Annotated in this window: 43 protein-coding genes; all 43 read right to left on the bottom strand. The window is 33.2% G+C overall.

The window, feature by feature from the left end:
- Positions 1-184 precede the first annotated feature (184 nt).
- On the bottom strand, positions 185-1,651 hold the full coding sequence (locus tag BUA21_RS13345) for a 4Fe-4S dicluster domain-containing protein (protein WP_072745338.1): 1,467 nt from the start codon (positions 1,649-1,651) through the stop codon (positions 185-187).
- Between the two features lie 15 nt (positions 1,652-1,666).
- A complete protein-coding gene (locus tag BUA21_RS13340; protein ID WP_072745337.1) occupies positions 1,667-2,839 on the bottom strand; it encodes a SpoIIE family protein phosphatase in 1,173 nt (390 codons plus the stop codon).
- On the bottom strand, positions 2,836-4,560 hold the full coding sequence (locus BUA21_RS13335) for a [Fe-Fe] hydrogenase large subunit C-terminal domain-containing protein (RefSeq protein ID WP_072745336.1): 1,725 nt from the start codon (positions 4,558-4,560) through the stop codon (positions 2,836-2,838). The genes BUA21_RS13340 and BUA21_RS13335 overlap by 4 nt, the downstream gene beginning before the upstream one ends.
- 2 nt (positions 4,561-4,562) lie before the next feature.
- The gene (locus BUA21_RS13330; protein ID WP_072745335.1) at positions 4,563-4,811 is read right to left on the bottom strand and encodes a (2Fe-2S) ferredoxin domain-containing protein; all 249 of its coding nucleotides are present in this window, start codon (positions 4,809-4,811) and stop codon (positions 4,563-4,565) included.
- Between the two features lie 249 nt (positions 4,812-5,060).
- A complete protein-coding gene (gene cwlD, locus BUA21_RS13325; protein ID WP_072745334.1) occupies positions 5,061-5,786 on the bottom strand; it encodes an N-acetylmuramoyl-L-alanine amidase CwlD in 726 nt (241 codons plus the stop codon).
- A gap of 98 nt (positions 5,787-5,884) precedes the next feature.
- Positions 5,885-6,277, bottom strand: a complete 393-nt coding sequence (gene rpsI, locus BUA21_RS13320; RefSeq protein WP_072745333.1) for a 30S ribosomal protein S9 — start codon at positions 6,275-6,277, stop codon at positions 5,885-5,887.
- A gap of 24 nt (positions 6,278-6,301) precedes the next feature.
- Positions 6,302-6,730 (bottom strand): 50S ribosomal protein L13, encoded by a 429-nt coding sequence (gene rplM, locus BUA21_RS13315; RefSeq protein ID WP_072745332.1) that lies wholly within the window; start codon positions 6,728-6,730, stop codon positions 6,302-6,304.
- A 131-nt stretch (positions 6,731-6,861) separates the two neighbouring features.
- Positions 6,862-7,596, bottom strand: a complete 735-nt coding sequence (gene truA, locus BUA21_RS13310; protein WP_072745331.1) for a tRNA pseudouridine(38-40) synthase TruA — start codon at positions 7,594-7,596, stop codon at positions 6,862-6,864.
- A gap of 11 nt (positions 7,597-7,607) precedes the next feature.
- Positions 7,608-8,405 (bottom strand): energy-coupling factor transporter transmembrane component T family protein, encoded by a 798-nt coding sequence (locus BUA21_RS13305; protein WP_132996326.1) that lies wholly within the window; start codon positions 8,403-8,405, stop codon positions 7,608-7,610.
- Positions 8,398-9,261 carry an energy-coupling factor transporter ATPase gene (locus BUA21_RS13300; protein ID WP_072745330.1) on the bottom strand — a complete coding sequence of 288 codons (864 nt, stop codon included), beginning with the start codon at positions 9,259-9,261 and terminating at the stop codon, positions 8,398-8,400. Before BUA21_RS13300 ends, BUA21_RS13305 begins: the two co-directional genes overlap by 8 nt.
- Positions 9,258-10,085 (bottom strand): energy-coupling factor transporter ATPase, encoded by an 828-nt coding sequence (locus tag BUA21_RS13295; protein WP_072745329.1) that lies wholly within the window; start codon positions 10,083-10,085, stop codon positions 9,258-9,260. The genes BUA21_RS13300 and BUA21_RS13295 overlap by 4 nt, the downstream gene beginning before the upstream one ends.
- A gap of 127 nt (positions 10,086-10,212) precedes the next feature.
- A complete protein-coding gene (rplQ, locus tag BUA21_RS13290; protein ID WP_072745328.1) occupies positions 10,213-10,554 on the bottom strand; it encodes a 50S ribosomal protein L17 in 342 nt (113 codons plus the stop codon).
- 24 nt (positions 10,555-10,578) lie between these two features.
- Complete coding sequence (locus tag BUA21_RS13285; protein WP_072745327.1) at positions 10,579-11,526, bottom strand: DNA-directed RNA polymerase subunit alpha; 948 nt, start codon at positions 11,524-11,526, stop codon at positions 10,579-10,581.
- A 71-nt stretch (positions 11,527-11,597) separates the two neighbouring features.
- Positions 11,598-12,221 (bottom strand): 30S ribosomal protein S4, encoded by a 624-nt coding sequence (gene rpsD, locus BUA21_RS13280; protein ID WP_072745326.1) that lies wholly within the window; start codon positions 12,219-12,221, stop codon positions 11,598-11,600.
- Between the two features lie 23 nt (positions 12,222-12,244).
- Positions 12,245-12,643, bottom strand: coding sequence for a 30S ribosomal protein S11 (rpsK, locus tag BUA21_RS13275; RefSeq protein WP_072745325.1), 399 nt, complete (start codon positions 12,641-12,643; stop codon positions 12,245-12,247).
- Between the two features lie 25 nt (positions 12,644-12,668).
- Entirely contained in the window at positions 12,669-13,031 is a 363-nt protein-coding gene (gene rpsM, locus BUA21_RS13270) for a 30S ribosomal protein S13 (protein ID WP_072745324.1), read from the bottom strand.
- Positions 13,032-13,112: 81 nt separating this feature from the next.
- Positions 13,113-13,226, bottom strand: a complete 114-nt coding sequence (gene rpmJ, locus BUA21_RS13265; RefSeq protein ID WP_072745323.1) for a 50S ribosomal protein L36 — start codon at positions 13,224-13,226, stop codon at positions 13,113-13,115.
- A gap of 16 nt (positions 13,227-13,242) precedes the next feature.
- The gene (gene infA / locus BUA21_RS13260) at positions 13,243-13,461 is read right to left on the bottom strand and encodes a translation initiation factor IF-1 (RefSeq protein ID WP_072745322.1); all 219 of its coding nucleotides are present in this window, start codon (positions 13,459-13,461) and stop codon (positions 13,243-13,245) included.
- Between the two features lie 32 nt (positions 13,462-13,493).
- The gene (locus BUA21_RS13255) at positions 13,494-13,775 is read right to left on the bottom strand and encodes a KOW domain-containing RNA-binding protein (protein WP_072745321.1); all 282 of its coding nucleotides are present in this window, start codon (positions 13,773-13,775) and stop codon (positions 13,494-13,496) included.
- 79 nt (positions 13,776-13,854) lie between these two features.
- Complete coding sequence (locus BUA21_RS13250) at positions 13,855-14,496, bottom strand: adenylate kinase (RefSeq protein WP_072745320.1); 642 nt, start codon at positions 14,494-14,496, stop codon at positions 13,855-13,857.
- 18 nt (positions 14,497-14,514) lie between these two features.
- Complete coding sequence (gene secY, locus BUA21_RS13245; protein ID WP_072745319.1) at positions 14,515-15,786, bottom strand: preprotein translocase subunit SecY; 1,272 nt, start codon at positions 15,784-15,786, stop codon at positions 14,515-14,517.
- A complete protein-coding gene (gene rplO, locus BUA21_RS13240) occupies positions 15,787-16,230 on the bottom strand; it encodes a 50S ribosomal protein L15 (RefSeq protein ID WP_072745318.1) in 444 nt (147 codons plus the stop codon).
- Positions 16,231-16,259: 29 nt separating this feature from the next.
- Complete coding sequence (rpmD, locus tag BUA21_RS13235; RefSeq protein WP_072745317.1) at positions 16,260-16,436, bottom strand: 50S ribosomal protein L30; 177 nt, start codon at positions 16,434-16,436, stop codon at positions 16,260-16,262.
- 12 nt (positions 16,437-16,448) lie between these two features.
- Complete coding sequence (rpsE, locus tag BUA21_RS13230) at positions 16,449-16,955, bottom strand: 30S ribosomal protein S5 (RefSeq protein WP_072745316.1); 507 nt, start codon at positions 16,953-16,955, stop codon at positions 16,449-16,451.
- Positions 16,956-16,971: 16 nt separating this feature from the next.
- Positions 16,972-17,340 carry a 50S ribosomal protein L18 gene (gene rplR / locus BUA21_RS13225; RefSeq protein ID WP_072745315.1) on the bottom strand — a complete coding sequence of 123 codons (369 nt, stop codon included), beginning with the start codon at positions 17,338-17,340 and terminating at the stop codon, positions 16,972-16,974.
- 16 nt (positions 17,341-17,356) lie between these two features.
- Positions 17,357-17,896 (bottom strand): 50S ribosomal protein L6, encoded by a 540-nt coding sequence (gene rplF / locus BUA21_RS13220; protein WP_072745314.1) that lies wholly within the window; start codon positions 17,894-17,896, stop codon positions 17,357-17,359.
- Between the two features lie 38 nt (positions 17,897-17,934).
- Complete coding sequence (gene rpsH, locus BUA21_RS13215) at positions 17,935-18,330, bottom strand: 30S ribosomal protein S8 (RefSeq protein ID WP_072745313.1); 396 nt, start codon at positions 18,328-18,330, stop codon at positions 17,935-17,937.
- A 30-nt stretch (positions 18,331-18,360) separates the two neighbouring features.
- Positions 18,361-18,546 carry a type Z 30S ribosomal protein S14 gene (locus BUA21_RS13210; protein WP_072745312.1) on the bottom strand — a complete coding sequence of 62 codons (186 nt, stop codon included), beginning with the start codon at positions 18,544-18,546 and terminating at the stop codon, positions 18,361-18,363.
- A gap of 17 nt (positions 18,547-18,563) precedes the next feature.
- A complete protein-coding gene (gene rplE / locus BUA21_RS13205) occupies positions 18,564-19,106 on the bottom strand; it encodes a 50S ribosomal protein L5 (protein ID WP_072745311.1) in 543 nt (180 codons plus the stop codon).
- A 27-nt stretch (positions 19,107-19,133) separates the two neighbouring features.
- On the bottom strand, positions 19,134-19,448 hold the full coding sequence (rplX, locus tag BUA21_RS13200; RefSeq protein ID WP_072745310.1) for a 50S ribosomal protein L24: 315 nt from the start codon (positions 19,446-19,448) through the stop codon (positions 19,134-19,136).
- Between the two features lie 15 nt (positions 19,449-19,463).
- The gene (gene rplN, locus BUA21_RS13195; protein WP_072745309.1) at positions 19,464-19,832 is read right to left on the bottom strand and encodes a 50S ribosomal protein L14; all 369 of its coding nucleotides are present in this window, start codon (positions 19,830-19,832) and stop codon (positions 19,464-19,466) included.
- 28 nt (positions 19,833-19,860) lie between these two features.
- Complete coding sequence (rpsQ, locus tag BUA21_RS13190; protein WP_072745308.1) at positions 19,861-20,115, bottom strand: 30S ribosomal protein S17; 255 nt, start codon at positions 20,113-20,115, stop codon at positions 19,861-19,863.
- A gap of 6 nt (positions 20,116-20,121) precedes the next feature.
- A complete protein-coding gene (gene rpmC, locus BUA21_RS13185; RefSeq protein WP_072745307.1) occupies positions 20,122-20,328 on the bottom strand; it encodes a 50S ribosomal protein L29 in 207 nt (68 codons plus the stop codon).
- A complete protein-coding gene (gene rplP, locus BUA21_RS13180) occupies positions 20,318-20,761 on the bottom strand; it encodes a 50S ribosomal protein L16 (protein ID WP_072745306.1) in 444 nt (147 codons plus the stop codon). Before rplP ends, rpmC begins: the two co-directional genes overlap by 11 nt.
- A gap of 33 nt (positions 20,762-20,794) precedes the next feature.
- Positions 20,795-21,472, bottom strand: coding sequence for a 30S ribosomal protein S3 (rpsC, locus tag BUA21_RS13175; RefSeq protein ID WP_072745305.1), 678 nt, complete (start codon positions 21,470-21,472; stop codon positions 20,795-20,797).
- 18 nt (positions 21,473-21,490) lie between these two features.
- Positions 21,491-21,826 (bottom strand): 50S ribosomal protein L22, encoded by a 336-nt coding sequence (rplV, locus tag BUA21_RS13170; protein ID WP_072745304.1) that lies wholly within the window; start codon positions 21,824-21,826, stop codon positions 21,491-21,493.
- 21 nt (positions 21,827-21,847) lie between these two features.
- Positions 21,848-22,132, bottom strand: coding sequence for a 30S ribosomal protein S19 (gene rpsS, locus BUA21_RS13165; protein WP_072745303.1), 285 nt, complete (start codon positions 22,130-22,132; stop codon positions 21,848-21,850).
- Positions 22,133-22,165: 33 nt separating this feature from the next.
- Positions 22,166-22,996 carry a 50S ribosomal protein L2 gene (gene rplB, locus BUA21_RS13160; RefSeq protein ID WP_072745302.1) on the bottom strand — a complete coding sequence of 277 codons (831 nt, stop codon included), beginning with the start codon at positions 22,994-22,996 and terminating at the stop codon, positions 22,166-22,168.
- Between the two features lie 28 nt (positions 22,997-23,024).
- The gene (gene rplW, locus BUA21_RS13155) at positions 23,025-23,318 is read right to left on the bottom strand and encodes a 50S ribosomal protein L23 (protein ID WP_072745301.1); all 294 of its coding nucleotides are present in this window, start codon (positions 23,316-23,318) and stop codon (positions 23,025-23,027) included.
- Entirely contained in the window at positions 23,318-23,941 is a 624-nt protein-coding gene (gene rplD / locus BUA21_RS13150; RefSeq protein ID WP_072745300.1) for a 50S ribosomal protein L4, read from the bottom strand. The genes rplW and rplD overlap by 1 nt, the downstream gene beginning before the upstream one ends.
- Before the next feature lie 24 nt (positions 23,942-23,965).
- Complete coding sequence (rplC, locus tag BUA21_RS13145) at positions 23,966-24,598, bottom strand: 50S ribosomal protein L3 (protein ID WP_072745299.1); 633 nt, start codon at positions 24,596-24,598, stop codon at positions 23,966-23,968.
- 55 nt (positions 24,599-24,653) lie between these two features.
- Positions 24,654-24,977 carry a 30S ribosomal protein S10 gene (gene rpsJ, locus BUA21_RS13140; protein WP_072745298.1) on the bottom strand — a complete coding sequence of 108 codons (324 nt, stop codon included), beginning with the start codon at positions 24,975-24,977 and terminating at the stop codon, positions 24,654-24,656.
- Between the two features lie 343 nt (positions 24,978-25,320).
- A partial coding sequence (locus BUA21_RS13135) for an EF-Tu C-terminal domain-related protein (protein WP_327198062.1) occupies positions 25,321-25,754 on the bottom strand: 434 nt, incomplete at its 5' end.

Genomic DNA, 25,754 nt, shown 5'->3' with positions numbered 1-25,754 from the left:
CTTAAAGGGTTTTTTATAACCAATTAGAATTAAAGGTGTTTTATAAAAATTGCTAGATAGATAAAAAAACCTAAAGACCCGAACTGTCAAACCTATAATTTAGAAAATGGCAGTTCGGCATCTTGGCTTTATTATACACTAAAATGTCAAATTTAACTATAAATTAAAAGATATATATAAATAATTATTTTCTATCTAAATTTATATCTTGAACTTCAAATATTCTTAAAGAACTATTTATATCTTCTTCAATAGCAAGTTTTCCGTATTTATCTACTTCATTTTTATCTTTTGGCCCATGATGTAAGCTTGCAGGTCCTGCAATACATCCTCCAACACAAGCCATTCCTTCAATAAAGTTTCCATTCAATCTATTTACTTTGGCCATCTTAAGTGCCTTGTCACATTCTTTTATACCATCACATTTAACTGGCCTAAAGTCAGTATCTATGCCCTTTGATTCAATTGTATGTGCTACTGCTTCTGTCACTCCACCACTTCTCGCAAATATTCTTCCATAGTATGAAGCATTGTTTAATTCTCCGTCATTACAATTTTCCAAATCAATTTCTGCAGCATCAAGCATAGCAGCTAATTCTTCAAAAGTTAATACATAATCTGTATCACCTTTTAATTCTTCTTCCATTATTTCACCTTTTTTAGCTACGCAAGGCCCTATGAAAACTATTTTAGCCTTAGGATCAATATGTTTTATGAGTCTTGATATAGCAATCATAGGTGAAACTGTATTTGAAATTTTATCCTCCAATTCAGGATAATTTTTCTTTATATAAGAAACAAATGCTGGACAACACGATGTGGTAACTATTCCCTTTTCCTCTACAGTTTCAGCAAATTCTTTGGCTTCATGAAGTCCTACCATATCTGCACCTAATGCCACTTCAACTACGTCATGGAAACCTAATTTCTTAATTCCGCAAACTACTTGCTCTATCTTTGCATAGGTAAATTGACTAGATATAGCTGGTGCTATAGCAGCATAAACATGAATATCATCATTTTTTTTAGTTTCTTTTAGAAGTTCAATTACATCTACTATAAAAGACTTATCCATTATTGCTCCAAAAGGACATTGAATAATACAAGCACCACATTGTATACATTTTTCATAATTGATAACTGCTTTTTTAGAATCATCAAAAGAAATAGCTCCTGCAGGACAAGCTCTTCTACAAGGTCTCATAACATCTGCTATAGCATTGTAAGGACAAGCCTCTTTACATCTTCCACATTCAATACATTTCTCTTGATCTATATAAGCTCTGCCATTTATATGATGAATAGCCCCTCTTGGGCAAGCCTCAGAACATCTATGAGCTAAGCATCCTCTACAAGCTTCTGTCACAAAAAACCTATTTAGAGGACACTTATCACATGCAACTTCTAATACTTCTACAATGCCTTTTATATCCTTATCCCCACCCATAGCCAATTTAACTCTTTCTTTTGTTATTTCCCTTTCTTTATAAATGCAACATCTAGTACGTGGTTCTGGTCCTGGATCTATTACATATTGAATATCATCTTTTTTTTCTTCAAGTGTACCTTCCATTGCTAATTTTGCTACTTCTCTCAATACTTCATATTTGATCAATTGAACATCACTTTCAAATTTTCTTACTCTTTCCATTTCTCCACTCCTTTTCTATATATAAGTGAGACTGACCTTTGTCCCTAGTTTTTCCATGGTTTTAATAAGTTCATTTACTACTTTTAACTTGATACTTAAATCTATAGGAAAGTCAGGATTCTGATGTGCTGGATTTACAGCCTTTCCAACCCACAAATTCAGATGAGTACAGTCTTCAATCAACAATCTTGCCAATCTTGAAGCCCCATCTTCTTTGTCAAAGCTCTCAAACAAATTGTCTTTATAGGGTGAATCAATATATCTATTCATTTTTTCTATGGTCTTGCTAAGAGTTAGTACTCCTTCAGTTACTAAATCAATTCCATCTATTTCTGCTGTTGGAGGCACCTCTGGATCTATGAAATCCATATTTGGGATAACTTTTTTCCCTAGTTCCCTGGCAACTATTTTAGCAGCAGTGCCACCACAGACAATCTTCTTGCCTGAACCTGACATGAATTTTTCAACAGCTTCCTTATCTTTTAGTGGATCTTTTGGAGGTCCAGTGAATAAATCTATTACTTCTTTATCTCTTATCTTAATTGCCACCACTGTTGTATCATCTCCTGGTTTGTCCATATATAAATACTGACAGGTATCTATCAAATTTCTAGATACTTTTCTTGCACTTTTTTGATTCATAGCAGCTCTATTTAAGTATTCACCTACGTTGTTCCACTGCCAACCCAAATTTAACACTCCTCCTACTCCAGCGTGAACTACGCCGTCACTTATTATTACAAGTAAATCTCCTTTTTCTAATTGAAAATTGCTTTCTTTAACTATAGTACCATTTATGACTGTTTCTCTTCTCTCTAAAGGCACCAGTCTTCCTTCTCTAAGCAAATATACAGGAGGATTGTCATATTCAGCTAAATAAGCTTCTCCATTTTCCTGTATTTCAGCTATAGTAAAAGTAGAATAAGCAAGTTTTCTAACTTTACATACGGGAAGAGTATTTATAATTGTATCAACAGTTTCATAAATACTTGCTCCCTCTTTAAGCATAGTAATTGCTATTTTAGATGTCAAAGTAGAAAGTATATTGGCTTTTACACCACTTCCAAGTCCATCTGCCATGACTACTATAGCAGATTTATCTCTTCTTATTACCTCTACCTTATCTCCACAAAGTTCCTCGCCATCTTTATTTAAGCTATTATGGGCAATATCTATAAAATATGTCATTTAATATCACCATCTTTGAGGACTAGCTCTTTTAATTTTGTAAGAACTACCTTAGTTTCTGCAGTAGTTTCTCCAAGAAGTCCTGCAATTTCTTGTGCTACTCGCATTTGTTTTTCTATAACATCTTGAGCAGCATCCAATGTGTTTTTCTTTATTCTATCAAGTTCTTCTCTATCTTTTTCAGCTGATGTTATATCTGTCATAATGACAAGCATAGCATCCTCATTCTCAATATGGATGATATTTTGAATCAATACTATTCCTTGTTTCTTATAAAATACTTTTTGTAGTATAATATCTTCTCTAGTTTCTTTTACTTTTTCAAAGATATTATCATCAATAACTATAGAAATTGGGCTACCTATAACATCTTTGGCTTTTACATTAAATACTTTTTCGCAAACTGGATTAAACTCAACAATATTTAAATTTCCATCTATAACAAATATAGCATTAGGACTATTTTCAAATATATGGTTTGAAAGTCTTTCAGCCCTCCCCTTCATATAAGGAAGACACATACTTGTTTCTGCCATACCTTCTAAAACTGCTCGGGCTTTTTCTCTACATGTTGCATATCCACAAGCACTACAGTTTAATTCATCTGCTTCATTGTATTTATCTATAGATCTAAGTACTGTCAATATATCTTCTTCTGTAATTTCTGGCCTATAAAAAGATTTATCCATAAAAACTTTGTCAAAATCAATGTTTCGTGGTACTTTTATCTTTTCATAAGTAAAACTTCTATCTCTTGACTTTATATATTGTTTAACATTTTTTTCTCTTCTATATCTACTTAAATCATTTTTAGGCATACCTGGTCCATTGACGCATCCACCACGACATGCATTCATTTCCACACAAACGCCTTCTATATTTTCACTAGATAGTGTTTCTAAAAAATCTATACATTCTTCTACACCATCTACATTTATGATATCATATTTTATATTGTCTTTATCCTTAACAAAACTCTTCAATACTCCGCCATCAATAGGATAGCCCCTACCTCTTTCAGTAGATCTATCATCAAATGGAGTAAATTTTTCTTTAGATAAATTTATATTCTCATCTTTAAGCCACATTTCTAATTCCTCAAAAGTAAGAACAGCATCAACAATATCATCATGTTGTACCTCATTGGCCTCTACTTTTTTAGCTATGCAAGGTCCAATAAATACTACAAAACTATCTAATCCATAAGTTTCTTTCATCATTTTCCCATGGGCTAACATTGGTGAAACTATTGGCAGCATATAGTTAGTAAGAGAAGGAAAATATTTTTCAATTAAAAGGTTCACTGAAGGACAAGCAGTAGTTATTATGTTTTTTCTCGTTCCTTTACTCAATTCTTCCTCATATAGTGAAGATACTATATCAGCTCCTATAGCTGTTTCTTCTACATATACAAACCCTAGTTTTTTTAAGGCTGTAACTAACTGTTCTCCCCTTTCCATGGGAAAAGCGCCAATATAGGATGGAGCTACTGATGCAATCACTTTTTTACCATCTTCTATAGCAGATTTTATGCTATTTAAATCACTTGCAACTTTCCTTGCATTTTGTGGACAAGCTATAAAGCAATGACCACAAGCAATACATCTTTCTTCAACAATACTTGCTTGGTCATTCTTAAATTTTATAGCCTTAACTGGACAAACCCTTAAACATTTATAGCAATGCTTACAGTTCGCCTTGTTAAAATTTAATAGCTCCACATTTACAACCTCCCTAGTACATGGCGGTTAAAAAATTCTTCTGCAGTTTTTTCATTAACTGAATAAATAGTTTCTTCATCATCAATTTTTACTGATACTGCCTTTGTACATTCACCTAAACAAAATGCTGCTTTTACAACTACTTCATCTTCTAATCCCTTATCCTTGATAATATCTTGAAACTTATTGATCACATTGTATGATCCTTTCAGATGGCAGGCACTGCCAATGCAAACATTTAAAACTATCATCTGACCCCCTCCTTATATTGTCTTCTAAAATAAGTATACAATTATGTTATTTTTTTATCAAGCTAGAATTAACTTTTAATTGTTAAATTATTTTTTTAATTATATCCACATTATCCACATTATCCACATTATATAGTGGATAACTTATGTAAACTATTCTTTTGCTATTTTATAATATTAAAAAAAAAGTAATTTACATAATATTTTATTATCCACAGTATTTTTATATATCCACAAGCTTTATCCACATCAATATGAATTTTCTAATTCTATTTCATTAAAATATCTTATTATTCCTATATATACGGCCCAAGCTATTTTCTCTTGATATTTCTCTTCTGCTAACAATTTTTCTTCACCTGGATTTGATAAAAATCCACATTCTATCAATATTGAAGGACTTTTAACTTCTCTAAGTAAATATACATCGTCTCTTTTTTGTGGCATCCTTTTATTATTTTGATCCAATACATTTTTCAATTCCTCTTGTACAATTTCTGCTAACTTTTTACTCTTTTCACATCCATCTTTATAAAAAGTTTGTGCTCCATAATATTTAGATTGGGGAAAACTATTTAAATGAATTGTTAAAAATATATCGCAATCTCCCTCATCTATTATTTCTCTTCTTTTCTTTAAGTCCTCAATTTTTTTAGTTTTTGACGGATCTAAATCTTCTGTATACAAGCCATTAAGATCATCTCTAGTTATAACTACTATACCGCCACTCTGCTCAATAAACCTTTTTAGTTTTAGTGCGATAGACAAATTGATTTCATTTTCACTTGTACCATTTCTTCCCACAGCCCCTGGATCTGTCCCGCCATGACCAGGATCTATTCCTATAACCTTGCTATTTATAGGTAAATAAGTTGTAGCAACTTTTTCTTTATGGAAAACAGCCAGAAAAATAATAAGAATAAGAACAACAACAATTAAATATAAATACCTTTTTCTAACATATATAACCTTCATGAAAAAACCTCCCTAATACATTTGTATAAAATAATATATTAAAGAGGTTTTTGTCCATATTACAAAAAAACACTGGAAAATCCAGTGTTTTTGTATTTCTATCTCTTTGAGAATTGTGGTGCTCTTCTTGCTTTTTTAAGACCATATTTCTTTCTTTCTTTCATTCTTGGGTCTCTAGTTAAGTATCCAGCTTTTTTAAGCACTGGTCTTAATTCTCCATCAGCTTCAAGCAATGCTCTTGATATACCATGTCTAATTGCTCCTGCTTGACCAGTATATCCACCACCATGAACATTTACTACTACATCATATTTATCTAATGTTTCAGTTAATGTCAATGGTTCTCTTACGATAACTTTTAGTGTATCATATTCAAAATATTCATCTATATCTCTTTTATTTATAATTATGTTTCCAGAGCCAGGAATTAATCTAACTCTAGCAACAGCTTTTTTTCTTCTACCTGTTCCAAGATATTGTACGTTTGCCACTTACAGTCCTCCTTTCCTCAAAAACTAGAACTCATAAACAACTGGTTTTTGAGCTTCATGATTGTGTTCAGGTCCACTATATACTTTCAATTTTTTGTACATACTTCTGCCTAAACTATTCTTTGGAAGCATACCTTTCACTGCCAATTCAATTGCCTTTTCAGGTTTTTCTTTCATCATTCTCTCATAAGATACTTCTTTAAGTCCTCCTGGATGTCCAGTATGATATTTATAGCTCTTTTGTTCTAATTTCTTTCCAGTCAAAACAACTTTATCTGCATTTATAATTATAACGAAATCGCCAGTATCCACATGAGGAGTATAAATAGGTTTGTTTTTTCCGCTTAAGATCTTTGCAACTTCACTTGCAAGTCTACCTAGAACTTTTCCTTCTGCATCTATTACATACCATTTTCTTTCAACTTCATTTGGTTTTGCCATGTAGCTTTTCATCTATTTCCCTCCTTACTACAGAGTTGTAAAGTAGTTTATATGCTAAAATCCGGGGCTAGTGGATTTTTCATTCAAACACTCTTATATATTGTAATACAATGAACCAGGTGTGTCAAGAAGTATATTTCATTTCAATAATAAACTTTTTCTAAGTACAACCCTTGAGGTTTAGCGGTGTGTCCTGCTTTTTTTCTATCTTTAGATTCTAATATAATTGGAATACTTTCTGGTCTTATTTTTCCACTCCCGACATCAATTAAAGTCCCCACCATGATTCGCACCATATTATATAAAAAACCATTCCCTTGTACTTCAAAGCATATTATATTATTCTTTTGACATAAAGATACAGCATAAATTGTTCTCACAGTATTCTCTATGCTACTTCCTGTAGACATAAAAGCACTGAAATCATGAGTCCCCAGAAAAAAATCTTTAGCTATATCCATTTTTTTAAAATCTAAATTATATGGAACATGATATGTATAGTTTCTCAATAAAGAGCTTCTAATATGAGTATTATATATTAAATATCTATATTCTTTTCCTATAGCATCATATCTAGAATGAAAATTTATATCTACTTCTTCTGATTTAACAATAGATATGTCTTGTGGCAAATATTTATTTATAGCATAAGAAAATTTTTCTGCAGGAATACTAGAATTAGTCATAAAATTCGCCACTTGTCCTCTTGCATGAACTTTTCTATCCGTTCTTCCTGCACCTGTTAGATCAATATCTTCATTAGTTAATATTTTTATAGCTTTCTTTATTTCTCCTTGAACACTGGACACTTCTGGTTGAACTTGCCAGCCAAAATAATTAGTTCCATCATATTCAATAGTCAATTTTATATTTTTCATCTAAATCCCTCTTAAATGTACCTAGTAAGTATCAATACGCCAAAAAATATAGTCATGATTATGATAGCTATATAATCTTTCCTTTCCATTTTTATCTCATTGAGTCTAGTTCTATGTTCTCCACCTCTATAGCATCTTGCTTCCATAGCCATAGCTAGTTCATCTGCTCGTCTAAAAGCATTTATAAATAATGGTACCAAAAGCGGCACTAAATTTTTTGCTCTACTCATTATATTCCCACTTTCAAAGTCAGCACCTCTTGCCATTTGAGCTTTCATGATTTTATCTGTTTCTTCCAATAGAGTTGGAATGAATCTAAGAGCTATAGTCATCATCATAGCTAATTCATGGGCTGGTAATCCTATTGCTTTTAAAGGTGAAAGGATTTTTTCTATACCATCTGTCAGCGAAATAGGTGATGTAGTCAAAGTAAGTAGTGATGTACCCATTATAAGAAATATTAGTCTCAAGGCCATAAATACTGATTGATATAATCCTTCTTCTGTAATAACCAATGGACCAATTTCAAATAATACTACACCCTTTGTCATAAATAAATTTATAAAAAAGGTAATAAGTATTATAAAAGTTAAAGGTTTTAAACCTTTTAAAACATATTTAATTGGCACCCTGGACAATTTTGTCACTGTTAATATATATGCTAGGATTAATATATAGGGATAAAACTTATTTATGAAAAATAGAGATATTATGAATGCAAAAGATACTAGTATTTTGACCCTTGGATCCAACTTGTGAATAACTGTTTCTCCCGGAAAATATTGTCCTATAGTTATATCCTTAATCATTGCCATTTCTCCTTAAGTATCTTAATAATTCTTCTTTGGCCTCATCAATAGTAAGAACATCACTTGATACATCGTTCCCACTTTCTTTGTATTTCCTCATAAAATAGGTCACTTGTGGAATTCCAAGGCCCATAGACTCTAATTCTTCTGCTCTTCTGAAAATTTCTCTTGGAGTTCCTTCCATAGCTACTTCTCCTTTATGCATAACCACAATTTTATTTACCAATCTGGCTACATCTTCCATGCTATGAGAAACTAATATAATGGTTATATTTCCTTTATTGTATAAACTTTTTATTTCACCTAATATTTCATCTCTTCCTCTAGGATCAAGACCTGCTGTAGGTTCATCTAGTATAAGAACTTTAGGTTCCATAGCAAGTACTCCTGCAATAGCTACTCTTCTTTTTTGACCTCCACTCAATTCAAAGGGTGATCTATCTTTTAAACTTTCAAAATCTAGTCCCACAAGCTCCATAGCTCTTCTCACTCTAGAATCTATTTCACTATCATCTAATCCTAAATTCTTAGGTCCAAATGCAATATCTTTATAGACAGTCTCTTCAAAAAGCTGATATTCAGGATACTGAAATACCAGTCCTACTTTCTGTCGTATGGATTTCAAATCAGCACCTTTTTCAGTTATATCCACGCCATCAACTATTATACTTCCACTTGTAGGCTTTATAAGTCCATTTAAATGCTGTATAAGAGTAGATTTTCCAGAACCAGTATGCCCTAAAAGTCCAATAAAATCACCTTCATTTATTTCCAAATTCACATTGTTTAAAGCTTTGGTTTCAAAGGGACTATTTGGATTATATATAAAGTTTAAATTTTTAATTTTTATCATCATAAAGCCCTCACCAGTTCTTCCACAGTCAAGATATCCTCTGGGACATCTATTCCTTCTTTTCTTAGTTCATGAGCAAGTTCTGTCACTTGAGGTACATCAAGACCTAATTCTTTCATCTTATCAACTTGACTAAAAACTTGTCTTGGAGTTCCTTCCATGACAATTTGCCCTTCTTCCATAACTATTATTCTATCTGCTTCAACAGCTTCTTCCATATAGTGAGTTATATGCACTATAGTTTTCTTTTGTTCCTTATTTAATTTTCTAACTGTTTCCATCACTTCACTTCTTCCAGTTGGATCAAGCATAGCAGTGGGTTCATCTAATATTATGCACTCTGGATTCATAGCAAGTACTCCAGCTATTGCTATACGTTGTTTTTGTCCTCCGGAAAGTAAGTGAGGGGCATGTTTTTTATACCTGGTCATTTCAACAATTTCGAGAGCCTTATCTATTCTTTCTCTTATTTCTTTTGGTTCAACTCCCTGATTTTCTGGACCAAAAGCCACGTCTTCTTCTACAATAGTAGCAACAATTTGATTATCTGGATTTTGAAATACCATTCCTGCAGTATGTCTTATATCCCAGATTTTTTCTTCATCAGTAGTATCCATACCATTTACATAAACCTTTCCATTTGTTGGCAATAAAAGTGCATTTATAAGTTTAGCTAATGTAGATTTGCCAGAACCATTATGACCAAGTACTACTAAAAATTCTCCCTTTTTTATCTCTAAATTGATACCCTTAAGGGCCATAAATTCTTCTTCATTTGATTTATATTCATACGTCACGTTCTCTAATTTTATCATTGTATCTGACATAATTACCCCTCATTTTTAATATATTTCCACTAATTAATGATAACATAAGGGTATTTAAGAATCAATTGTATTAATAATTTTTAAATAAGTTAAAAGGGACTAAGTATAAAACTTAATCCCCCACCTTCTAAACCAATTCTATTATTGCCATTTCCGCACCGTCTCCTCTACGTGGACCCATTTTTAATACTCTAGTATATCCACCGTTTCTTTCGGAGTAGTTTGGTGCAATTTCGTCAAATAACTTTTTCACTACATCTTCATCATATATATAAGCCAATACTTGTCTTCTTGCGTGCAAATCGCCTCTCTTTGCAAGAGTAATCATCTTATCAGCCATTCTCTGAGTTTCTTTTGCTCTAGTATAAGTAGTTTCAATCCTACCATATTCAAATAAGTTAGTTACTTGATTTCTTAACATTGCTTTTCTATGATCAGTAGGGCGACCAAGTTTTCTTAATTGAGCCATGTATTATCCCTCCTTCATTCCTTGTTACTCATCGTTTTTCTTAAGACTTAATCCTAGTTCATCCAATTTTTTCTGAACTTCTTCAAGGGACTTCTTGCCTAGATTTCTAACCTTCATCATGTCTTCTTCAGTCTTTTGAGTAAGCTCTTCTACTGTGTTTATACCTGCTCTCTTCAAACAGTTATAGCTTCTTACAGATAGGTCTAATTCTTCAACAGTCATCTCTAATACCTTCTCTTTTTTATCTTCTTCTTTTTCAACCATTATTTCGACGTCATTTACATGTTCAGTAAGTCCTATAAACAAGTTTAGATGTTCAGTCAATATTTTGGCGCCAAGAGATGTTGCTTCATCTGGTTTCATAGTTCCATTTGTCCAAACTTCAAGTATCAATTTATCATAATCTGTTATTTGTCCTACCCTTGTATTTTCTACTGCAAAATTAACCTTTTGCACAGGAGTGAATATGGAGTCTACAGGAATAACTCCTATAGATTGACCTTCTTTTTTATTTCTCTCAGATACTACATACCCTCTCCCTCTTACCATTTCTAGTTCCATATAAAGTTTCCCATCACTATTTACAGTAGCAATATGAAGATCTTTGTTTATTATTTCTACATCAGGACCAGTGATGATATCTCCCGCTGTAACTTCACAAGGCCCTTCCACTTCTATTTTAAGCATTACCGGTTCATCTGAATACATCTTAGCTGCTATATTCTTTATGTTTAAAATTATTTCAGGTACATCTTCAAATACACCTTCAATAGTATTAAATTCATGAAGAACGCCTTGTACCTTAATAGAAGATACAGCAGCTCCAGGCAACGAAGAAAGTAGTACCCTTCTAAGAGAGTTGCCCAATGTGGTTCCATAACCTCTCTCTAGAGGCTCCAACACAAATTTCCCATAAGTCTCTTCTTTATTCATTTCAACTATCTCAATTTTAGGTTTCTCAATCTCAAGCATTAACCATAACCCTCCTTATAATTAAATATATTTTTATACTTTGAGGGCAACTGATTCTATATAATAAACTATTATTTAGAATATAACTCAACTATTAAGTGTTCTTCTATTGGTAAATCAATATCTTCTCTTGATGGTTCAGCTACAACTTTACCCTTTAAATCTTCTGGATTAACATCAACCCACTTAACTGTTGTTCCTCTATGATTTTCAACTAATTCTTTAAATCTAGGACTGTTTTTGCTTTTAGCTTTTACTTCGATTTCATCTCCAACTTTTATAAGCATTGAAGGTATATCAACTTTCTTACCATTTACTATAAAGTGGCCATGAGTAACAAGTTGTCTTGCTTCATCCCTTGAAGCAGCAAATCCCATTCTATAAACTACATTATCTAGTCTTGATTCTAATATCTTTAGAAGATTTTCACCTGTGATACCCTTCATTTTATCAGCCATATTAAAGTATTTAAGCATTTGTGATTCTTGAATACCATAATATCTACGAACTTTTTGCTTTTCTCTTAACTGTAATCCATATTCAGTAAGTTTCTTTCTTGATTGTCCATGTTGCCCTGGAGCATAGTTTCTCTTTGAAACTGGACATTTATCTGTAAAACATTTATCTCCCTTTAAATATAACTTTTGTCCTTCTCTACGACATAATCTACAATCTGGTCCAGTATATCTTGCCATTTCCTATATACACCTCCTATTGATTAAACTCTTCTACGTTTTGGTGGTCTACAACCATTGTGTGGTATTGGGGTAACGTCCTTTATTAGACTTACTTCCAATCCTGCTGCTTGAAGTGATCTGATTGCAGCTTCTCTCCCTGCACCAGGTCCTTTTACATATACCTCAACAGTTTTAAGACCATGTTCCATTGCCTTTTTTGCAGCTTCTTCTGCTGCTGATTGTGCTGCAAAAGGAGTAGATTTTCTTGAACCTCTAAATCCCAACTGCCCAGCACTAGCCCAAGAAAGCACATTGCCTTGAGCATCAGTCAATGTAACTATTGTATTATTAAAAGTTGATTGAATATGAGCTTGACCTCTTTCAATATTTTTACGTTCTCTTCTCTTAACACGAGTTTTTACACCTTTTTTTGCTGCCACTTATAAATCCCTCCTTCTCAACTTCCTATTTTTTCTTTCCTGCTAACTTCTTAGGGCCTTTTCTTGTTCTTGCATTAGTTTTTGTTCTTTGTCCTCTTACTGGTAGGCCTTTTTTATGTCTCATTCCTCTATAGCAATTGATTTCTTTAAGTCTCTTGATATTCATTGCTGTTTCTCTTCTTAAATCACCTTCAACATGATAGTTATCAACAATTTCTCTTAATGCAGCAATTTCTGATTCAGTTAAATCTTTTACTTTTGTATCTGGATTGATATTTGCTTTTTTGAGTATTTCATTTGATCTTGATCTGCCTATACCGTATATATAAGTTAAACCAATTTCCACTCTTTTATCTCTTGGTAAGTCAACACCGGCAATTCTAGCCATTAATCTTTACACCTCCTAAATATTAAACTCATATAAATTTATAAAAAGCAGCCGCGTTAAAATATCTATACAATTAATAAATTAACCTTGTCTTTGTTTATGCTTAGGATTTTCACAAATAACCATTACTTTGCCATTTCTTCTTATGATCTTACACTTTTCACACATCTTCTTAACTGATGGCCTTACTTTCATTCTAATCCCTCCTATACTACTTGTTTCTCCATGTAATCCTGCCTCTTGTCAAATCATAAGGTGATAACTCAACAGTCACTTTATCACCTGGAAGTATTTTTATATAATTCATCCTTAGTTTACCAGATATATGTGCAAGTATTTCATGCCCATTTTCTAGTTTTACTTTAAATATAGCATTTGGCAACGCATCAACTACGGTACCCTCAACTTCTATAACATCTTTTTTAGACATCCAGTTATCGAACCTCCCGTTCAAACCAAAATTTATAACTCTATTTTAAAAGGTTCTAGCAATTTCCTTATATAAGCATTATTTATTTTGGCTCCATTTTCCAGTTTTTCTTTTAGTTCTGGAAAAACTGTGTTATAGACTATTACATGAGTAATTTTTTTCTTTTTGGGATTATCTAATTTCCTAACATCTCCATCTACTATATAGATATGTTTATCATCAATTATATCCAAAACTAAAAATATATTTCCTTTATCTCGACCAGCTCTTGACTTAACCACCTGACCAACGGTTATGTCGCTAGTTGAATCCATTCACTTCACCTCTTTATCGGTGTTTTAATTATTGAGCTATCTAGTATTGGAGAAAGGCTTTTAGCCTTTCTCAGCCTTATCATTCTAATGATTTGACAATATCTTCGTATACTTTTTCAATGCTTTGTTTCCCATCAATATTCAATATTATACCCTTTTTAGTATAATAATCTATTAGAGGTTTAGTTTCTTTTAAATATACTTCAATACGTCTAGAAACAGTTTCTTCCGTATCATCATCTCTTTGGTAAAGTCCTTCACCACATACATCACATTTTCCACTTTGTTTTGGAGGGTTGAACTCTACATGATAAGTCGCACCACATTTTTTACAGATTCTTCTTCCTATGGCACGATTTATTAGTTCATCTTTTTCTACATCTATATTTATAACCTTATCTAATTTAAATCCCATTTTTTCAAGTTCAATGTCTAATGCATCAGCTTGATTAACTGTCCTTGGAAATCCATCTAATAAGAATCCATCTTTACAGTCATCTTTAGTAAGTCTATCCTTTACAATAGAGACTACTATATCATCTGGCACTAGAAGACCTTTATCCATATATTCTTTAGCTTTCTTACCAAGATCAGTACCTTCCTTGATATTTAATCTAAATATATCTCCTGTAGATATATGTGGGATATTGTACTTCTTCGTTATAGCTGATGCTTGAGTGCCCTTACCTGCTCCAGGAGGGCCCAATAATACTAGCCTCAAGAATATCATCTCCTAATTTTATAAGAAGCCTTTATAATGTCTCATTACCAATTGAGCTTCTATTTGTTTTACAGTTTCAAGTGCAACACCAACAACTATAATTAGTGCTGTTCCACCAAAGTTTACATTTAGTTTAAATATTGATGAAATAATTATTGGTAGTGATGCTATTATTGCTAATGAAATAGCACCAACAAATGTTATTCTAGAAATAACTTTATTTAAATAATCAGCAGTTGGTTTTCCAGGTCTAATTCCTGGTATAAATCCTCCATACTGTTGCAAATTTTTTGCATATTCCACTGTGTTAAATTGAATTGCTGTATAAAAATAAGTGAAAAATATTATCAATAGGATATTTAATATAGAATATATCCAAACACCCACTGTACCTGCAGGAGTTAAATATTTAGTTATCCATTGAGATGGTTGCCCTTTAGCAAATAATGCTATAGTCTGTGGAAATGCCAATAGAGATGTTGAAAATATTACAGGTATTACTCCTGCCATTGATACCTTAACTGGAATATGTGTACTTTGTCCGCCATACATTTTTCTTCCAACAACTCTTTTTGCATATTGAACTGGAATTCGTCTTTCTCCCTCTTGTAATGCCACTACTACTGCAATGATAATTAGAGCAAATACAACGAATAATATAAGCCCAATTAAATGAACTGTTCCTGCTTTATATAAAGATACAGTTTTTGCTATTTCATGAGGTATTCTTGATATTATACCAACAAATATTATCAATGAAATACCATTTCCAATTCCTTTATCAGTAATTTGTTCTCCCAACCACATTAAAAATGCAGTGCCTGCTGTTAGAGTGATAACAACTATTGCTACAGGTAAAAACCCTTTTGAAATAAGGGCTCTGTTGAAAAATCCAATAGTTATACCTATTGCTTGAACTAAAGCCAATATTATTGTACCATAACGAGTCATCTTTGCTATCTTTTTTCTTCCTTCTTCCCCTTCTTTAGCCATTTCTTCAAGACGAGGAACAGCAATAGTTAGCAATTGAATAATAATAGATGATGTTACATAAGGATATATGTTCAAAGCAAATATACTAAAGTTACTGAATGTTCCACCTGCCATCAAGTCTAAGAACTCTAGTACTCCACCTTGAGACATTTCAAATATTTCTTTTACAATTGCTTTATTCATTCCAGGTACAGGAATACTAGACCCTAGTCTAAATACTAATAGCATAAGTATTGTAAATATCATTCTCTTCCTTATATCAGGAACTTTCCATGCATTTCGTAGTGTCGAAAGCATCTAAATCACCTCTACCTTTCCCCCTGCAGCCTCTATCTTTTCAGCAGCAGCCTTGGTAAATTTGTGAGCTCTTACTGTAAGTTTCTTCTCAATTTCTCCATCACCCAATATTTTAACCCCATCATTTACTTTCTTTATTAATCCTTCACTTAACAACAACTCTGGTGTAACAACTGTATTGTCATCAAATCTATTTAAATCTCTTATATTTATAGTTGAAAATTCTTTCGCAAATATATTTGTGAAACCTCTCTTAGGCATTCTTCTATATAGAGGCATTTGGCCACCTTCAAAGCCTGGTCTAACTCCACCACCTGAACGAGAATTTTGTCCTGTTTGACCTCTTCCTGCAGTTTTGCCTTGACCCGAACCAGTACCTCTTCCTAATCTCTTTGGTGATTTACTTCCTCCACCTTCATTAGGTCTTAAATCTTGTAGTTTCATAGGTACACCTCCTCTTTTCTCATAGCTAATTATTCTATCACTTCAACCATGTAATTTACTTTTTCAATCATACCTCTTATTTGAGGAGTATCTTCTTTTTCTACAACTTGACCAATCTTCCTTAGTCCAAGAGCTTCTATAGTTCTTCTATGCTTTTCAATTTTACCAATTGGGCTCTTGACAAGCTTTATTTTTATTTTAGCCATATTTACTCCCCCCTAACCAATTATTTCTTCTACTGATTTTCCTCTTAGTTTAGCTACATCTTCTGCTCTCTTAAGTCCATTTAATGCTTCCATAGTTGCATTTATAACGTTTCTAGGGTTATTCGAACCTAATGATTTGGTTCTTATATCCCTAATTCCTGCCAATTCACATACGGCACGAACTGGTCCACCTGCAATAACTCCGGTACCTTCTTTAGATGGTTTCATAAGAACTCTTCCAGCACCAAATTCTCCAATTATTTCATGTGGAATAGTAGTTCCTACAAGGGGAACTTCTATGATATGCTTCTTTGCATCATCAATAGCTTTTCTTATAGCTTCTGGTACTTCAAGAGCTTTTGCCATTCCAACTCCTACATGACCATTTTCATCACCAACAACTACAAGTGCACTAAATCTAAAGTTTCTACCGCCTTTAACAACTTTAGTTACACGATTTATACTTACAACTCTCTCTTTTAAATCTAACTCATTTGGATCTATAAATGAACGTTGCATTTATTCCCCTCCTTTTCTAAAATTTGAGTCCAGCCTCTCTTGCTGCTTCAGCAAGCTCTTTTACTCTTCCATGATAAATATAGCCGCCCCTATCAAAAACAACTTCTTCTATACCTTTTTCAACAGCTCTTTTTGCTACTAGTTCTCCTACTGCTTTTGCAGCTTCTTTATTTGATGTACTTTCGAATTTGCCTTGCAATTCCTTGTCTAAAGTAGAAGCTGATACTATTGTATGACCTTTTGTGTCATCTATTACTTGCGCATATATGTGATTTGAACTTCTATACACATTAAGTCTTGGTCTTTCAGGAGTACCATTAATCTTTTGTCTTACTTTTTGATGCCTATTTTGTCTTTTTTCTTCTCTATTTATCTGTTTAAGCACTTCTTATCACTCCCTCCTACTTACCAGTCTTACCAACTTTGCGTCTTACATGTTCGTTTTCATATCTAATTCCTTTACCTTTGTATGGTTCTGGTTCTCTTAATGATCTGATTACTGCTGCATAATTTCCTACTTTTTGTTTTTCAATTCCCTTTACTATAATTCTATTAGGTTGTGGTACTTCAACTTCAATTCCTTCTGGATCTTCCATTTCTACTGGATGAGAAAAACCAAGGTTTAATACCAACTTTTTACCTTGCTTTTGTGCACGATATCCAGTTCCTTCTATTACTAATACTTTAGAATATCCGTTTTGTACCCCTTGAATCATATTTGCAATTAAAGTTCTAGTTAAACCATGCAATGATTTGTGTTTTTTGTTTTCTGTTGGACGATTTACCGTAATAACATTATCTTCTATTTTTATATCCATTTCAGGACTTAATTGCTCAGTAAGAGTTCCTTTAGAACCCTTAACTTCCATGAAATTTTTATCATTAATTTTAACTTCTACTCCTGCTGGAATAGTTATTGGCTTTAATCCTATCCTTGACATGAGTGCACCTCCTGTTCCTTTAGATTACACAATGTAAATTACCAAACGTAGCAAAGAACTTCTCCGCCTATTCCTTCTTTTCTAGCTTCTTTATCTGTCATAACTCCCTTGGAAGTTGAAAGAATTGCTATTCCAAGTCCCCCTAAAACTCTTGGTATTTCATCGCTTTTAACATAAACCCTCAATCCTGGTTTTGATATTCTCTTTATACCACTTATAACTTTTTCATTGTTTTGTCCATATTTCAATTGAATTCTTATAATACCTTGCTTGCCATCATCTATAAGGTCAAAGCTCTTTATAAACCCTTCATCTAATAGGATCTGAGCTACTTGTTTCTTCATATTTGAAGCAGGAACATCTACCGTTTCATGTTTTGCATTGTTCCCATTCCTTATTCTTGTTAGCATATCTGCAATTGGGTCAGTCATCATATTTAGCTACCTCCTTTCAACAATCATGTACTACCAGCTAGCTTTTTTAACTCCTGGAATTTGTCCTTTATAGGCCAATTCTCTAAAACAAATACGGCAAATGCCATATTTTCTTAAATATCCGTGAGGTCTTCCACAAATTTTACATCTATTATATTGTCTAGAACTATATTTTGGTTTTCTCTGTTGCTTAGCTATCATCGATTTCTTAGCCAAATTTTCTCCCTCCTTCTTTACTTTTTAAAGGGCATTCCCATAAGTGATAAGAATTCTTTAGCTTCTTCATCAGTCTTTGCAGTAGTCACTATTATTATATCAAGTCCTCTTATCGCTTCTACTTTGTCATATTCAATCTCTGGGAATATAAGTTGCTCTTTTATACCAAGTGCATAGTTTCCTCTTCCATCAAAAGATGTAGCACTTACACCTCTAAAGTCTCTAACTCTTGGAAGTGATATATTCATCAATTTATCTAAAAAATCATACATTCTTTCTCCTCTTAGTGTTACTTTTGCACCAACAGGCATTCCTTCACGAACTTTAAAGTTTGCTATTGATTTTTTAGCTTTAGTAACTATAGGTCTTTGACCTGAGATAATAGTCAATTCTTCAACCGCACTTTCTAGTGCTTTTGGATTTTCTCTAGCTTCACCAATTCCCATATTTAGTACAACTTTTTCTAGTTTTGGTACTTCCATTACGCTACTATATTGGAATTTTTCCATCAAAGCTTGAACAACTTCATTATCATATTTTTCTTTTAGTCTGGAAGTCATTTTTCGTTACCTCCTTTCAATGGTAAATTATTTGTCTAATACTTCTCCACATTTTTTGCAAATTCTCACTTTTTCACCGTTTTCTAAGAATTTATATCCAACTCTTACACCTTGTTTATCTTTATCGCAATAATACATAACTTTTGAAATGTCTATAGGACCTTCTTGATGAATAATGCCACCTTGTTGCATTGGTCCTTGAGCTTTTTGATGCTTTGTCAACATATTTACACCTTGAACTATAACTTTGTTTTCTTTAGGTAAAGCTGTAAGGACTTTGCCTTTTTTGCCTTTATCCTTACCAGATATAACCACTACTGTATCTCCGCTTTTTATATTCACAATCTACACCTCCCCTTATAGTACTTCAGGTGCTAATGATATAATCTTCATATAGTTTCCTCTTCTTAGTTCCCTTGTTACAGGCCCAAATATACGAGTTCCTACTGGTTGTTTGTCATCTTTTATAATAACAGCTGCATTTTCATCAAATTTAATATAGCTGCCATCATTTCTCCTAACACCTTGTTTAGTTCTAACTATAACTGCTTTTACTACGTCTCCTTTTTTAACAACACCCCCAGGTGTTGCACTTTTAACAGAACAAACTACAATATCTCCAACATTAGCATATCTTCTGTTTGAGCCACCCAAGACTTTTATTACCAATAATTCTTTTGCTCCTGAGTTATCAGCAACCTTTAGACGGGTTTCACTTTGTATCATGAGATTACCTCCTTTCTTCGCCTAGGGATTATTTTGCTTTTTCTATAATGTCCACAAGTCTCCAATTTTTATCTTTACTTAATGGTCTAGTTTCCATTATTCTAACAATGTCTCCAACCCTACATTCATTGTTCTCATCATGAGCTTTAAATTTAGTGGTCCTTTTTATTTGTTTTTTATATAAAGGGTGTGTAACAAATGTTTCTACTGCTACCACTATAGTCTTATCCATCTTGTCACTAACTACTTTGCCTACTCTTACTTTACGATTTCCTCTTTCCATCTGAAACTAAACCTCCTTTCCTGTCCCTAGTTCTCGTTGTCTCATAATAGTCTTTACACGAGCTATATCTTTTCGAACAGCTTTTATTCTCATTGGATTATCAAGCTGACCTGTAGCTAATTGGAATCTTAAATTAAACAATTCGCTTTTCAATTCTAACAATCTACTATCAAGTTCTTGGTTTGTTAATTGGCGAACTTCATTAGCCTTCATTAGCTTCACCACCCTTTTCCTCTGCATCTTCACGAGTGACAAATTTAGTCTTTATAGGTAATTTATACGATGCTAATCTCATAGCTTCTCTTGCAACATCTTCAGGAACTCCGCCCATTTCAAAAAGGATTCTTCCTGGTTTTACAACTGCTACCCAATATTCTGGTGAACCTTTACCAGAACCCATACGAGTTTCAGCAGGTTTTTCTGTTACTGGCTTATCTGGAAATACTTTAATCCAAATATTTCCGCCTCTTTTTACATATCTTGTCATAGCCCTTCTTGCAGCTTCTATCTGATTTGCAGTAATCCATGCTGGTTCTAGAGCTTGCAATCCGTATTCACCATAAGTTATTTTATTACCGCGAGTAGCTTTGCCTTTCATTCTTCCTCTATGAACTCTACGGTATTTAACTCTTTTAGGCATTAACATTTTACCTTCCTCCTTCCTACAGTTACTATCCTACTAATTTGCTTTAATATTTTTCCCATCAGATTCTTTTTCTACTTTTTTAGTAGGAAGAACCTCGCCTTTATATATCCACACCTTAACTCCTAATTTTCCATAAGTCGTATTTGCTTCCGCAAAACCATAATCAATATCAGCTCTAAGCGTTTGTAGTGGTATAGTTCCTTCACTGTATCCTTCTGTTCTAGCCATATCTGCTCCACCAAGTCTACCAGATACTGAAGTTTTAATTCCCTTTGCTCCTGAGCGCATAGTTCTTTGAATCCCTTGTTTCATAGCTCTTCTAAAAGAAATTCTTCTTTCAAGTTGAGAAGCTATGTTTTCTGCTACAAGTTGAGCGTCTAATTCAGGAATCTTTACCTCTTCAACATTAACTATTACATTTTTCTTTGTAAATTTTTCAAGTTCTTTTCTTAATTCTTCAACACCTGATCCACCCTTACCTATTACCATACCAGGTTTAGCAGTGTAAATTGATATTTTAATCCTATTTGCAGCTCTTTCTATTTCAATTTTAGAAATACCTGCAATATATAATTTTTGTTTTATATATTCACGTATTTTATGGTCCTCAATTAAATAATCACTAAAATTGTCACCATCAGCATACCATTTTGAGTCCCAATCTTTAATGATTCCAACCCTTTGGCCATGTGGGTTAACTTTTTGACCCATCAACTATCCCTCCTTTTTCTATTCTCTTTCCTCAACTACTACACCTATGTGACTACTTCTTTTTAATATAGGATAAGCTCTCCCTTGAGATCTAGGTCTCCATCTTTTCATAGTTGGGCCATCATTTGCATAAGCTTCTTTAACATAAAGATTATCTCTATCTAAATCAAAATTATTTTCTGCATTTGCAATGGCAGAACTTAAAACTTTTTCTAGTTCTTTTGCACCCTTCTTAGGCGTAAATTTCAATATTGCAAGGGCTTCATCTACATTTTTGCCTCTGATTTCTTTAGCAATATAATTAACCTTTAAAGGCGAAATTCTTACATACTTTGCTATTGCTCTAGCTTCCACCTTGAAATCCCTCCTTTACCCTTATTTTAACGCCGTTGACTTTTCAGCTTTGTCGCCGTGTCCTCTAAATGTTCTAGTTGGAACAAATTCTCCTAGCTTGTGACCAACCATATCCTCAGTTATATAAATAGGTACATGTTTTCTTCCGTCATGAACAGCGATAGTGTGACCAATCATTTGAGGAAAAATTGTTGAACGACGTGACCATGTCTTTATAACTTTTTTTTCATTTTTATCATTAAGCTCATCAACCTTCTTTAGCAAATGCTCATCGCAAAAAGGGCCTTTTTTTAAAGATCTACCCATGAGTTTTCCTCCTCTCTTTATACTGCCATCGAACTATCTAGTTCTTCTTCTAACAATATATTGATCTGATTTCTTATTTTTCTTTCTAGTCTTATATCCAAGTGCTGGTTTACCCCATGGTGTCAATGGACTTGGCATACCAATAGGAGCCTTACCTTCTCCACCACCATGTGGATGGTCATTTGGATTCATTACACTACCTCTAACAGTAGGTCTGATACCCATATGTCTAGTTCTACCAGCTTTACCTATAGTGATGTTTTCATGTTCTATATTTCCTACTTGACCAATAGTAGCTTTACATTCAAGTCTTATAAGTCTAAATTCTCCCGAAGGAAGTCTCACTGTTGCATAATTTCCTTCCTTACCCATTAATTGTGCTTCAGCTCCTGCAGATCTGACAAGTTGTGCACCTTTACCTGCTTTCAATTCTATATTGTGAATATTTGTTCCAACTGGAATATTTCTTAATGGCAATGTATTTCCAACTTTAATATCCGCATCTTCACCTGATTCTATTACATCTCCAACTTTTAATCCCAATGGAGCTATTATATATCTTTTTTCTCCATCAGCATAATTGATAAGCGCTATATTTGATGTTCTATTTGGATCATATTCTATAGCTACAACTTTTCCTGGAATACCATCTTTATCTCTCTTGAAATCAATGATTCTATATTTTTTCTTAGCTCCGCCACCTCTATGACGAACAGTAATTTTCCCATGAGCATTTCTTCCGCCTGTTCTATTTAAATCTACAAGCAATGATTTTTCAGGATCTTTTTTTGTGATTTCTTCGTTTGATAAAACGGTCATTTCTCTAATCGCTGGTGAAGTAGGTTTATATTTTTTAACACCCATTGCTATTACCTCCTTCTTCTAATATTTTCTATTCCATACCTTCGAAGAACTCAATGCTCTTGCTATCATCAGTTAACGTTATGATAGCTTTTTTCCAACTTGGTCTTCTACCTACATGGACTCCCATTCTCTTTTCTTTTCCAAGCATATTCATAGTATTTACTTTTTCTACCTTTACATCGAATATCTTTTCAACTGCATGCTTTATATCACTTTTAGTCGCTCTTTTGTCTACAACAAAAGTATATTTGCCATCACTCATAGCATCCATACTTTCTTCAGTAATAACAGGCTTAATGATTATATCGTGTGGAATACGCATTATGCATACACCTCCTCCACTTTTCTTACAGCATCTTTTGTTATGATGAATGAATTGTATTTCAATATATCATACACATTTAATGTATTAACTAATGTTGTTTCAACATTAGGAATGTTTCTTGCTGATTTAATTATATTTTCATTCTTTTCATCCATAACAATTAGAGCTTTTTTATCAGCTTTTATATTTTCTAATATCTTTACCATTTCTTTAGTCTTTGGTTCATTTAAGTTTAATTCATCAAGTACTATTATTTCATTTTCCAATACTTTTGAACTAAGTGCACTCTTTAATGCTACTCTCTTTACTTTCTTAGGTACACTATAGCTATAATCTCTTGGCTTTGGAGCAAATACCACTCCACCACCTGTCCAATGTGGGGCTCTTATACTACCTTGTCTTGCTCTACCAGTACCTTTTTGTCTCCAAGGTTTTCTTCCCCCACCTCTCACTTCAGCTCTAGTCTTAGCTGATTGTGTTCCTTGTCTTTTATTTGCAAGATGGTTTTTAACCACTTCATACATTGCATGCTCATTTATTTCTGCACCAAACATATCATCCTTTAAGTCAATTTCACCAACTTGTTCACCTAACAAATTGTACACGCTAACTTTTGGCATACGGCTTCCTCCTTTCTATCCAAATTATTTAGATACTTTAACACTTTCTTTTATTGTAAGTAGTCCGCCTTTTGGTCCTGGAACCGCACCTCTTATTAACAATAAATTCTTTTCAGCATCTACTCTTACAATCTCTAAATTCTCAACTGTAACTCTTTCATTTCCCATATGTCCAGACATTTTCTTTCCTTTAAAAACTCTTCCTGGATAAGATGCTGCTGACATAGCACCTACAGCTCTGTGGTACTTAGAACCGTGAGTTTCTGGTCCTCTTCCATGTCCATGTCTCTTTATAGGCCCTTGTGTCCCTTTACCTTTAGAAATTCCTATAACATCAACTCTATCTCCTGTTTCAAATACATCTGCTTTAATTTCTTGACCTATTTCATATTCTTCAGGATTATCAACTCTGAACTCTCTTAAATATTTTTTATACTCAACTTGAGCTTTGTCAAAATGTCCTTTTAATGGTTTGTTAATCTTCTTTTCTTTTACATCTGCATAACCTATTTGAATTGAGCTATATCCATCTTTTTCCATAGTTTTCACCTGAACAACCTTTAGTGGTCCAGCTTCAACTACTGTAACTGGAATCACTCTGCCATCTTCTTCAAAAATTTGAGTCATTCCTATTTTTTTACCCAAAATTCTCTTCATTTTTGCACCTCCTACAATCTTACAGCGGATTGCATACTGCAATCATACTAAGAAATTATAATTTTATTTCGATATCAACGCCAGCTGGTAGATTAAGCTTCATTAAAGAATCAACAGTCTTCTGATTTGGGTTAGTAATATCAATTAGACGTTTGTGAGTTCTTTGTTCGAATTGTTCTCTTGAATCCTTATATTTGTGAACTGCTCTTAAAATTGTAACCACTTCTTTTTCAGTTGGTAGTGGTACTGGACCAGAAACTACTGCTCCTGTTCTCTTTGCTGTTTCTACAATCTTTTGAGCTGAAGAATCCAAAAGCTCATGATCATAAGCTTTTAATCTAATTCTTATTTTTTGCTTTTCATTACCTTTGTTTGACATATAATTCCCTCCTTCTATCGCATGCTTTCTTTACATGCGACAAGAATTGCCGATACACTTAACCGGGTGTGTTGTATTGTTTTTTTTATAATCCCATGTATGACAATTCTAGTCGCCCGATTTTTAACCGGACATTCTCAGCAAAAATTCCCTGAATTTAAGATCAGCAACCTTTTGCATCATCGCAATGTCAAAAATTACACACTTCTTTATTTTATAGTATATTGTGCTAAAACTCAAGGCTTTTTTATAAATTTTTTTATTTTTTTTATATATTTTTAGTTTAGATATTAAAAGAAGGGTTACCCCTTCCTTCAATATCTAATTCAATATTTTCTATAAACTACTTAATGATCTTTGAAACAACTCCTGCTCCTACAGTTCTTCCACCTTCACGAATAGCAAATCTTAATCCTTCTTCCATTGCTATTGGTGTGATTAATTCGATGAAGAATTTAGCGTTATCTCCTGGCATTACCATTTCTGTTCCTTCTTCTAGTTCTATGTTCCCTGTTACGTCTGTTGTTCTAAAGTAAAATTGTGGTCTATATCCATTAAAGAATGGTGTATGTCTTCCACCTTCTTCTTTTGTCAATACATATACTTCTGCTTCGAATTTTGTATGTGGTGTTATACTACCTGGTTTTGCTAGTACTTGCCCTCTTTCTATTTCTGTTCTTTGTACTCCTCTTAGTAGTGCTCCTATATTGTCTCCTGCTTGTGCTTCGTCTAGAATCTTTCTAAACATTTCTACTCCTGTTACTACTACTGTTCTTG

Origin of the sequence: Sporanaerobacter acetigenes DSM 13106, assembly GCF_900130025.1 — a bacterium.
GTDB lineage: Bacteria > Bacillota > Clostridia > Tissierellales > Sporanaerobacteraceae > Sporanaerobacter > Sporanaerobacter acetigenes.
Note: the sequence above shows the minus strand (reverse complement) of the source record. Positions and strands in the feature narration are given on the sequence as shown.

Excerpts from the sequence above, each read along its gene's own strand:
- BUA21_RS13330 (WP_072745335.1), bottom strand. The coding sequence starts at position 4,811 with ATGATAGTTTTAAATGTTTGCATTGGCAGTGCCTGCCATCTGAAAGGA.
- rpsJ (WP_072745298.1), bottom strand. The coding sequence starts at position 24,977 with ATGTCAAACAAAGGTAATGAAAAGCAAAAAATAAGAATTAGATTAAAA.
- rpsQ (WP_072745308.1), bottom strand. The coding sequence starts at position 20,115 with ATGGAAAGAGGAAATCGTAAAGTAAGAGTAGGCAAAGTAGTTAGTGAC.
- rpmD (WP_072745317.1), bottom strand. The coding sequence starts at position 16,436 with ATGGCTAAAATAAAAATAAAGCTTGTCAAGAGCCCAATTGGTAAAATT.
- BUA21_RS13305 (WP_132996326.1), bottom strand. The coding sequence starts at position 8,405 with ATGATTAAGGATATAACTATAGGACAATATTTTCCGGGAGAAACAGTT.
- rplC (WP_072745299.1), bottom strand. The coding sequence starts at position 24,598 with ATGAAGAGAATTTTGGGTAAAAAAATAGGAATGACTCAAATTTTTGAA.
- BUA21_RS13300 (WP_072745330.1), bottom strand. The coding sequence starts at position 9,261 with ATGATGATAAAAATTAAAAATTTAAACTTTATATATAATCCAAATAGT.
- rplD (WP_072745300.1), bottom strand. The coding sequence starts at position 23,941 with ATGCCAAAAGTTAGCGTGTACAATTTGTTAGGTGAACAAGTTGGTGAA.
- rplM (WP_072745332.1), bottom strand. The coding sequence starts at position 6,730 with ATGAAAAGCTACATGGCAAAACCAAATGAAGTTGAAAGAAAATGGTAT.
- BUA21_RS13295 (WP_072745329.1), bottom strand. The coding sequence starts at position 10,085 with ATGTCAGATACAATGATAAAATTAGAGAACGTGACGTATGAATATAAA.
- rplN (WP_072745309.1), bottom strand. The coding sequence starts at position 19,832 with ATGATACAAAGTGAAACCCGTCTAAAGGTTGCTGATAACTCAGGAGCA.
- rplP (WP_072745306.1), bottom strand. The coding sequence starts at position 20,761 with ATGTTAATGCCTAAAAGAGTTAAATACCGTAGAGTTCATAGAGGAAGA.
- rplQ (WP_072745328.1), bottom strand. The coding sequence starts at position 10,554 with ATGGCTCAATTAAGAAAACTTGGTCGCCCTACTGATCATAGAAAAGCA.
- BUA21_RS13285 (WP_072745327.1), bottom strand. The coding sequence starts at position 11,526 with ATGCTTGAGATTGAGAAACCTAAAATTGAGATAGTTGAAATGAATAAA.
- rplF (WP_072745314.1), bottom strand. The coding sequence starts at position 17,896 with ATGTCAAGGATAGGATTAAAGCCAATAACTATTCCAGCAGGAGTAGAA.
- rpmJ (WP_072745323.1), bottom strand. The coding sequence starts at position 13,226 with ATGAAAGTAAGGCCATCAGTTAAGAAGATGTGTGAAAAGTGTAAGATC.
- rplW (WP_072745301.1), bottom strand. The coding sequence starts at position 23,318 with ATGCGTATTCCACACGATATAATCATTAAGCCTGTTATTACTGAAGAA.
- rpsC (WP_072745305.1), bottom strand. The coding sequence starts at position 21,472 with ATGGGTCAAAAAGTTAACCCACATGGCCAAAGGGTTGGAATCATTAAA.
- BUA21_RS13345 (WP_072745338.1), bottom strand. The coding sequence starts at position 1,651 with ATGGAAAGAGTAAGAAAATTTGAAAGTGATGTTCAATTGATCAAATAT.
- rplO (WP_072745318.1), bottom strand. The coding sequence starts at position 16,230 with ATGAAACTACAAGATTTAAGACCTAATGAAGGTGGAGGAAGTAAATCA.
- infA (WP_072745322.1), bottom strand. The coding sequence starts at position 13,461 with ATGTCTAAAAAAGATGTTATAGAAGTTGAGGGTACCGTAGTTGATGCG.
- truA (WP_072745331.1), bottom strand. The coding sequence starts at position 7,596 with ATGAAAAATATAAAATTGACTATTGAATATGATGGAACTAATTATTTT.
- rpsM (WP_072745324.1), bottom strand. The coding sequence starts at position 13,031 with ATGGCTAGAATTGCCGGTGTTGACTTACCAAGAGATAAAAGAGTGGAA.
- BUA21_RS13255 (WP_072745321.1), bottom strand. The coding sequence starts at position 13,775 with ATGGATTCAACTAGCGACATAACCGTTGGTCAGGTGGTTAAGTCAAGA.
- cwlD (WP_072745334.1), bottom strand. The coding sequence starts at position 5,786 with ATGAAGGTTATATATGTTAGAAAAAGGTATTTATATTTAATTGTTGTT.
- rpsH (WP_072745313.1), bottom strand. The coding sequence starts at position 18,330 with ATGATGACTGACCCAATTGCAGATATGCTAACAAGAATAAGGAATGGG.
- rpsD (WP_072745326.1), bottom strand. The coding sequence starts at position 12,221 with ATGGCAAGATATACTGGACCAGATTGTAGATTATGTCGTAGAGAAGGA.
- rpmC (WP_072745307.1), bottom strand. The coding sequence starts at position 20,328 with ATGAAGGCTAATGAAGTTCGCCAATTAACAAACCAAGAACTTGATAGT.
- rplE (WP_072745311.1), bottom strand. The coding sequence starts at position 19,106 with ATGACTTCCAGACTAAAAGAAAAATATGATAATGAAGTTGTTCAAGCT.
- rpsE (WP_072745316.1), bottom strand. The coding sequence starts at position 16,955 with ATGCAACGTTCATTTATAGATCCAAATGAGTTAGATTTAAAAGAGAGA.
- secY (WP_072745319.1), bottom strand. The coding sequence starts at position 15,786 with ATGCTTTCGACACTACGAAATGCATGGAAAGTTCCTGATATAAGGAAG.
- rplB (WP_072745302.1), bottom strand. The coding sequence starts at position 22,996 with ATGGGTGTTAAAAAATATAAACCTACTTCACCAGCGATTAGAGAAATG.
- BUA21_RS13340 (WP_072745337.1), bottom strand. The coding sequence starts at position 2,839 with ATGACATATTTTATAGATATTGCCCATAATAGCTTAAATAAAGATGGC.
- rpsS (WP_072745303.1), bottom strand. The coding sequence starts at position 22,132 with ATGGGTAGATCTTTAAAAAAAGGCCCTTTTTGCGATGAGCATTTGCTA.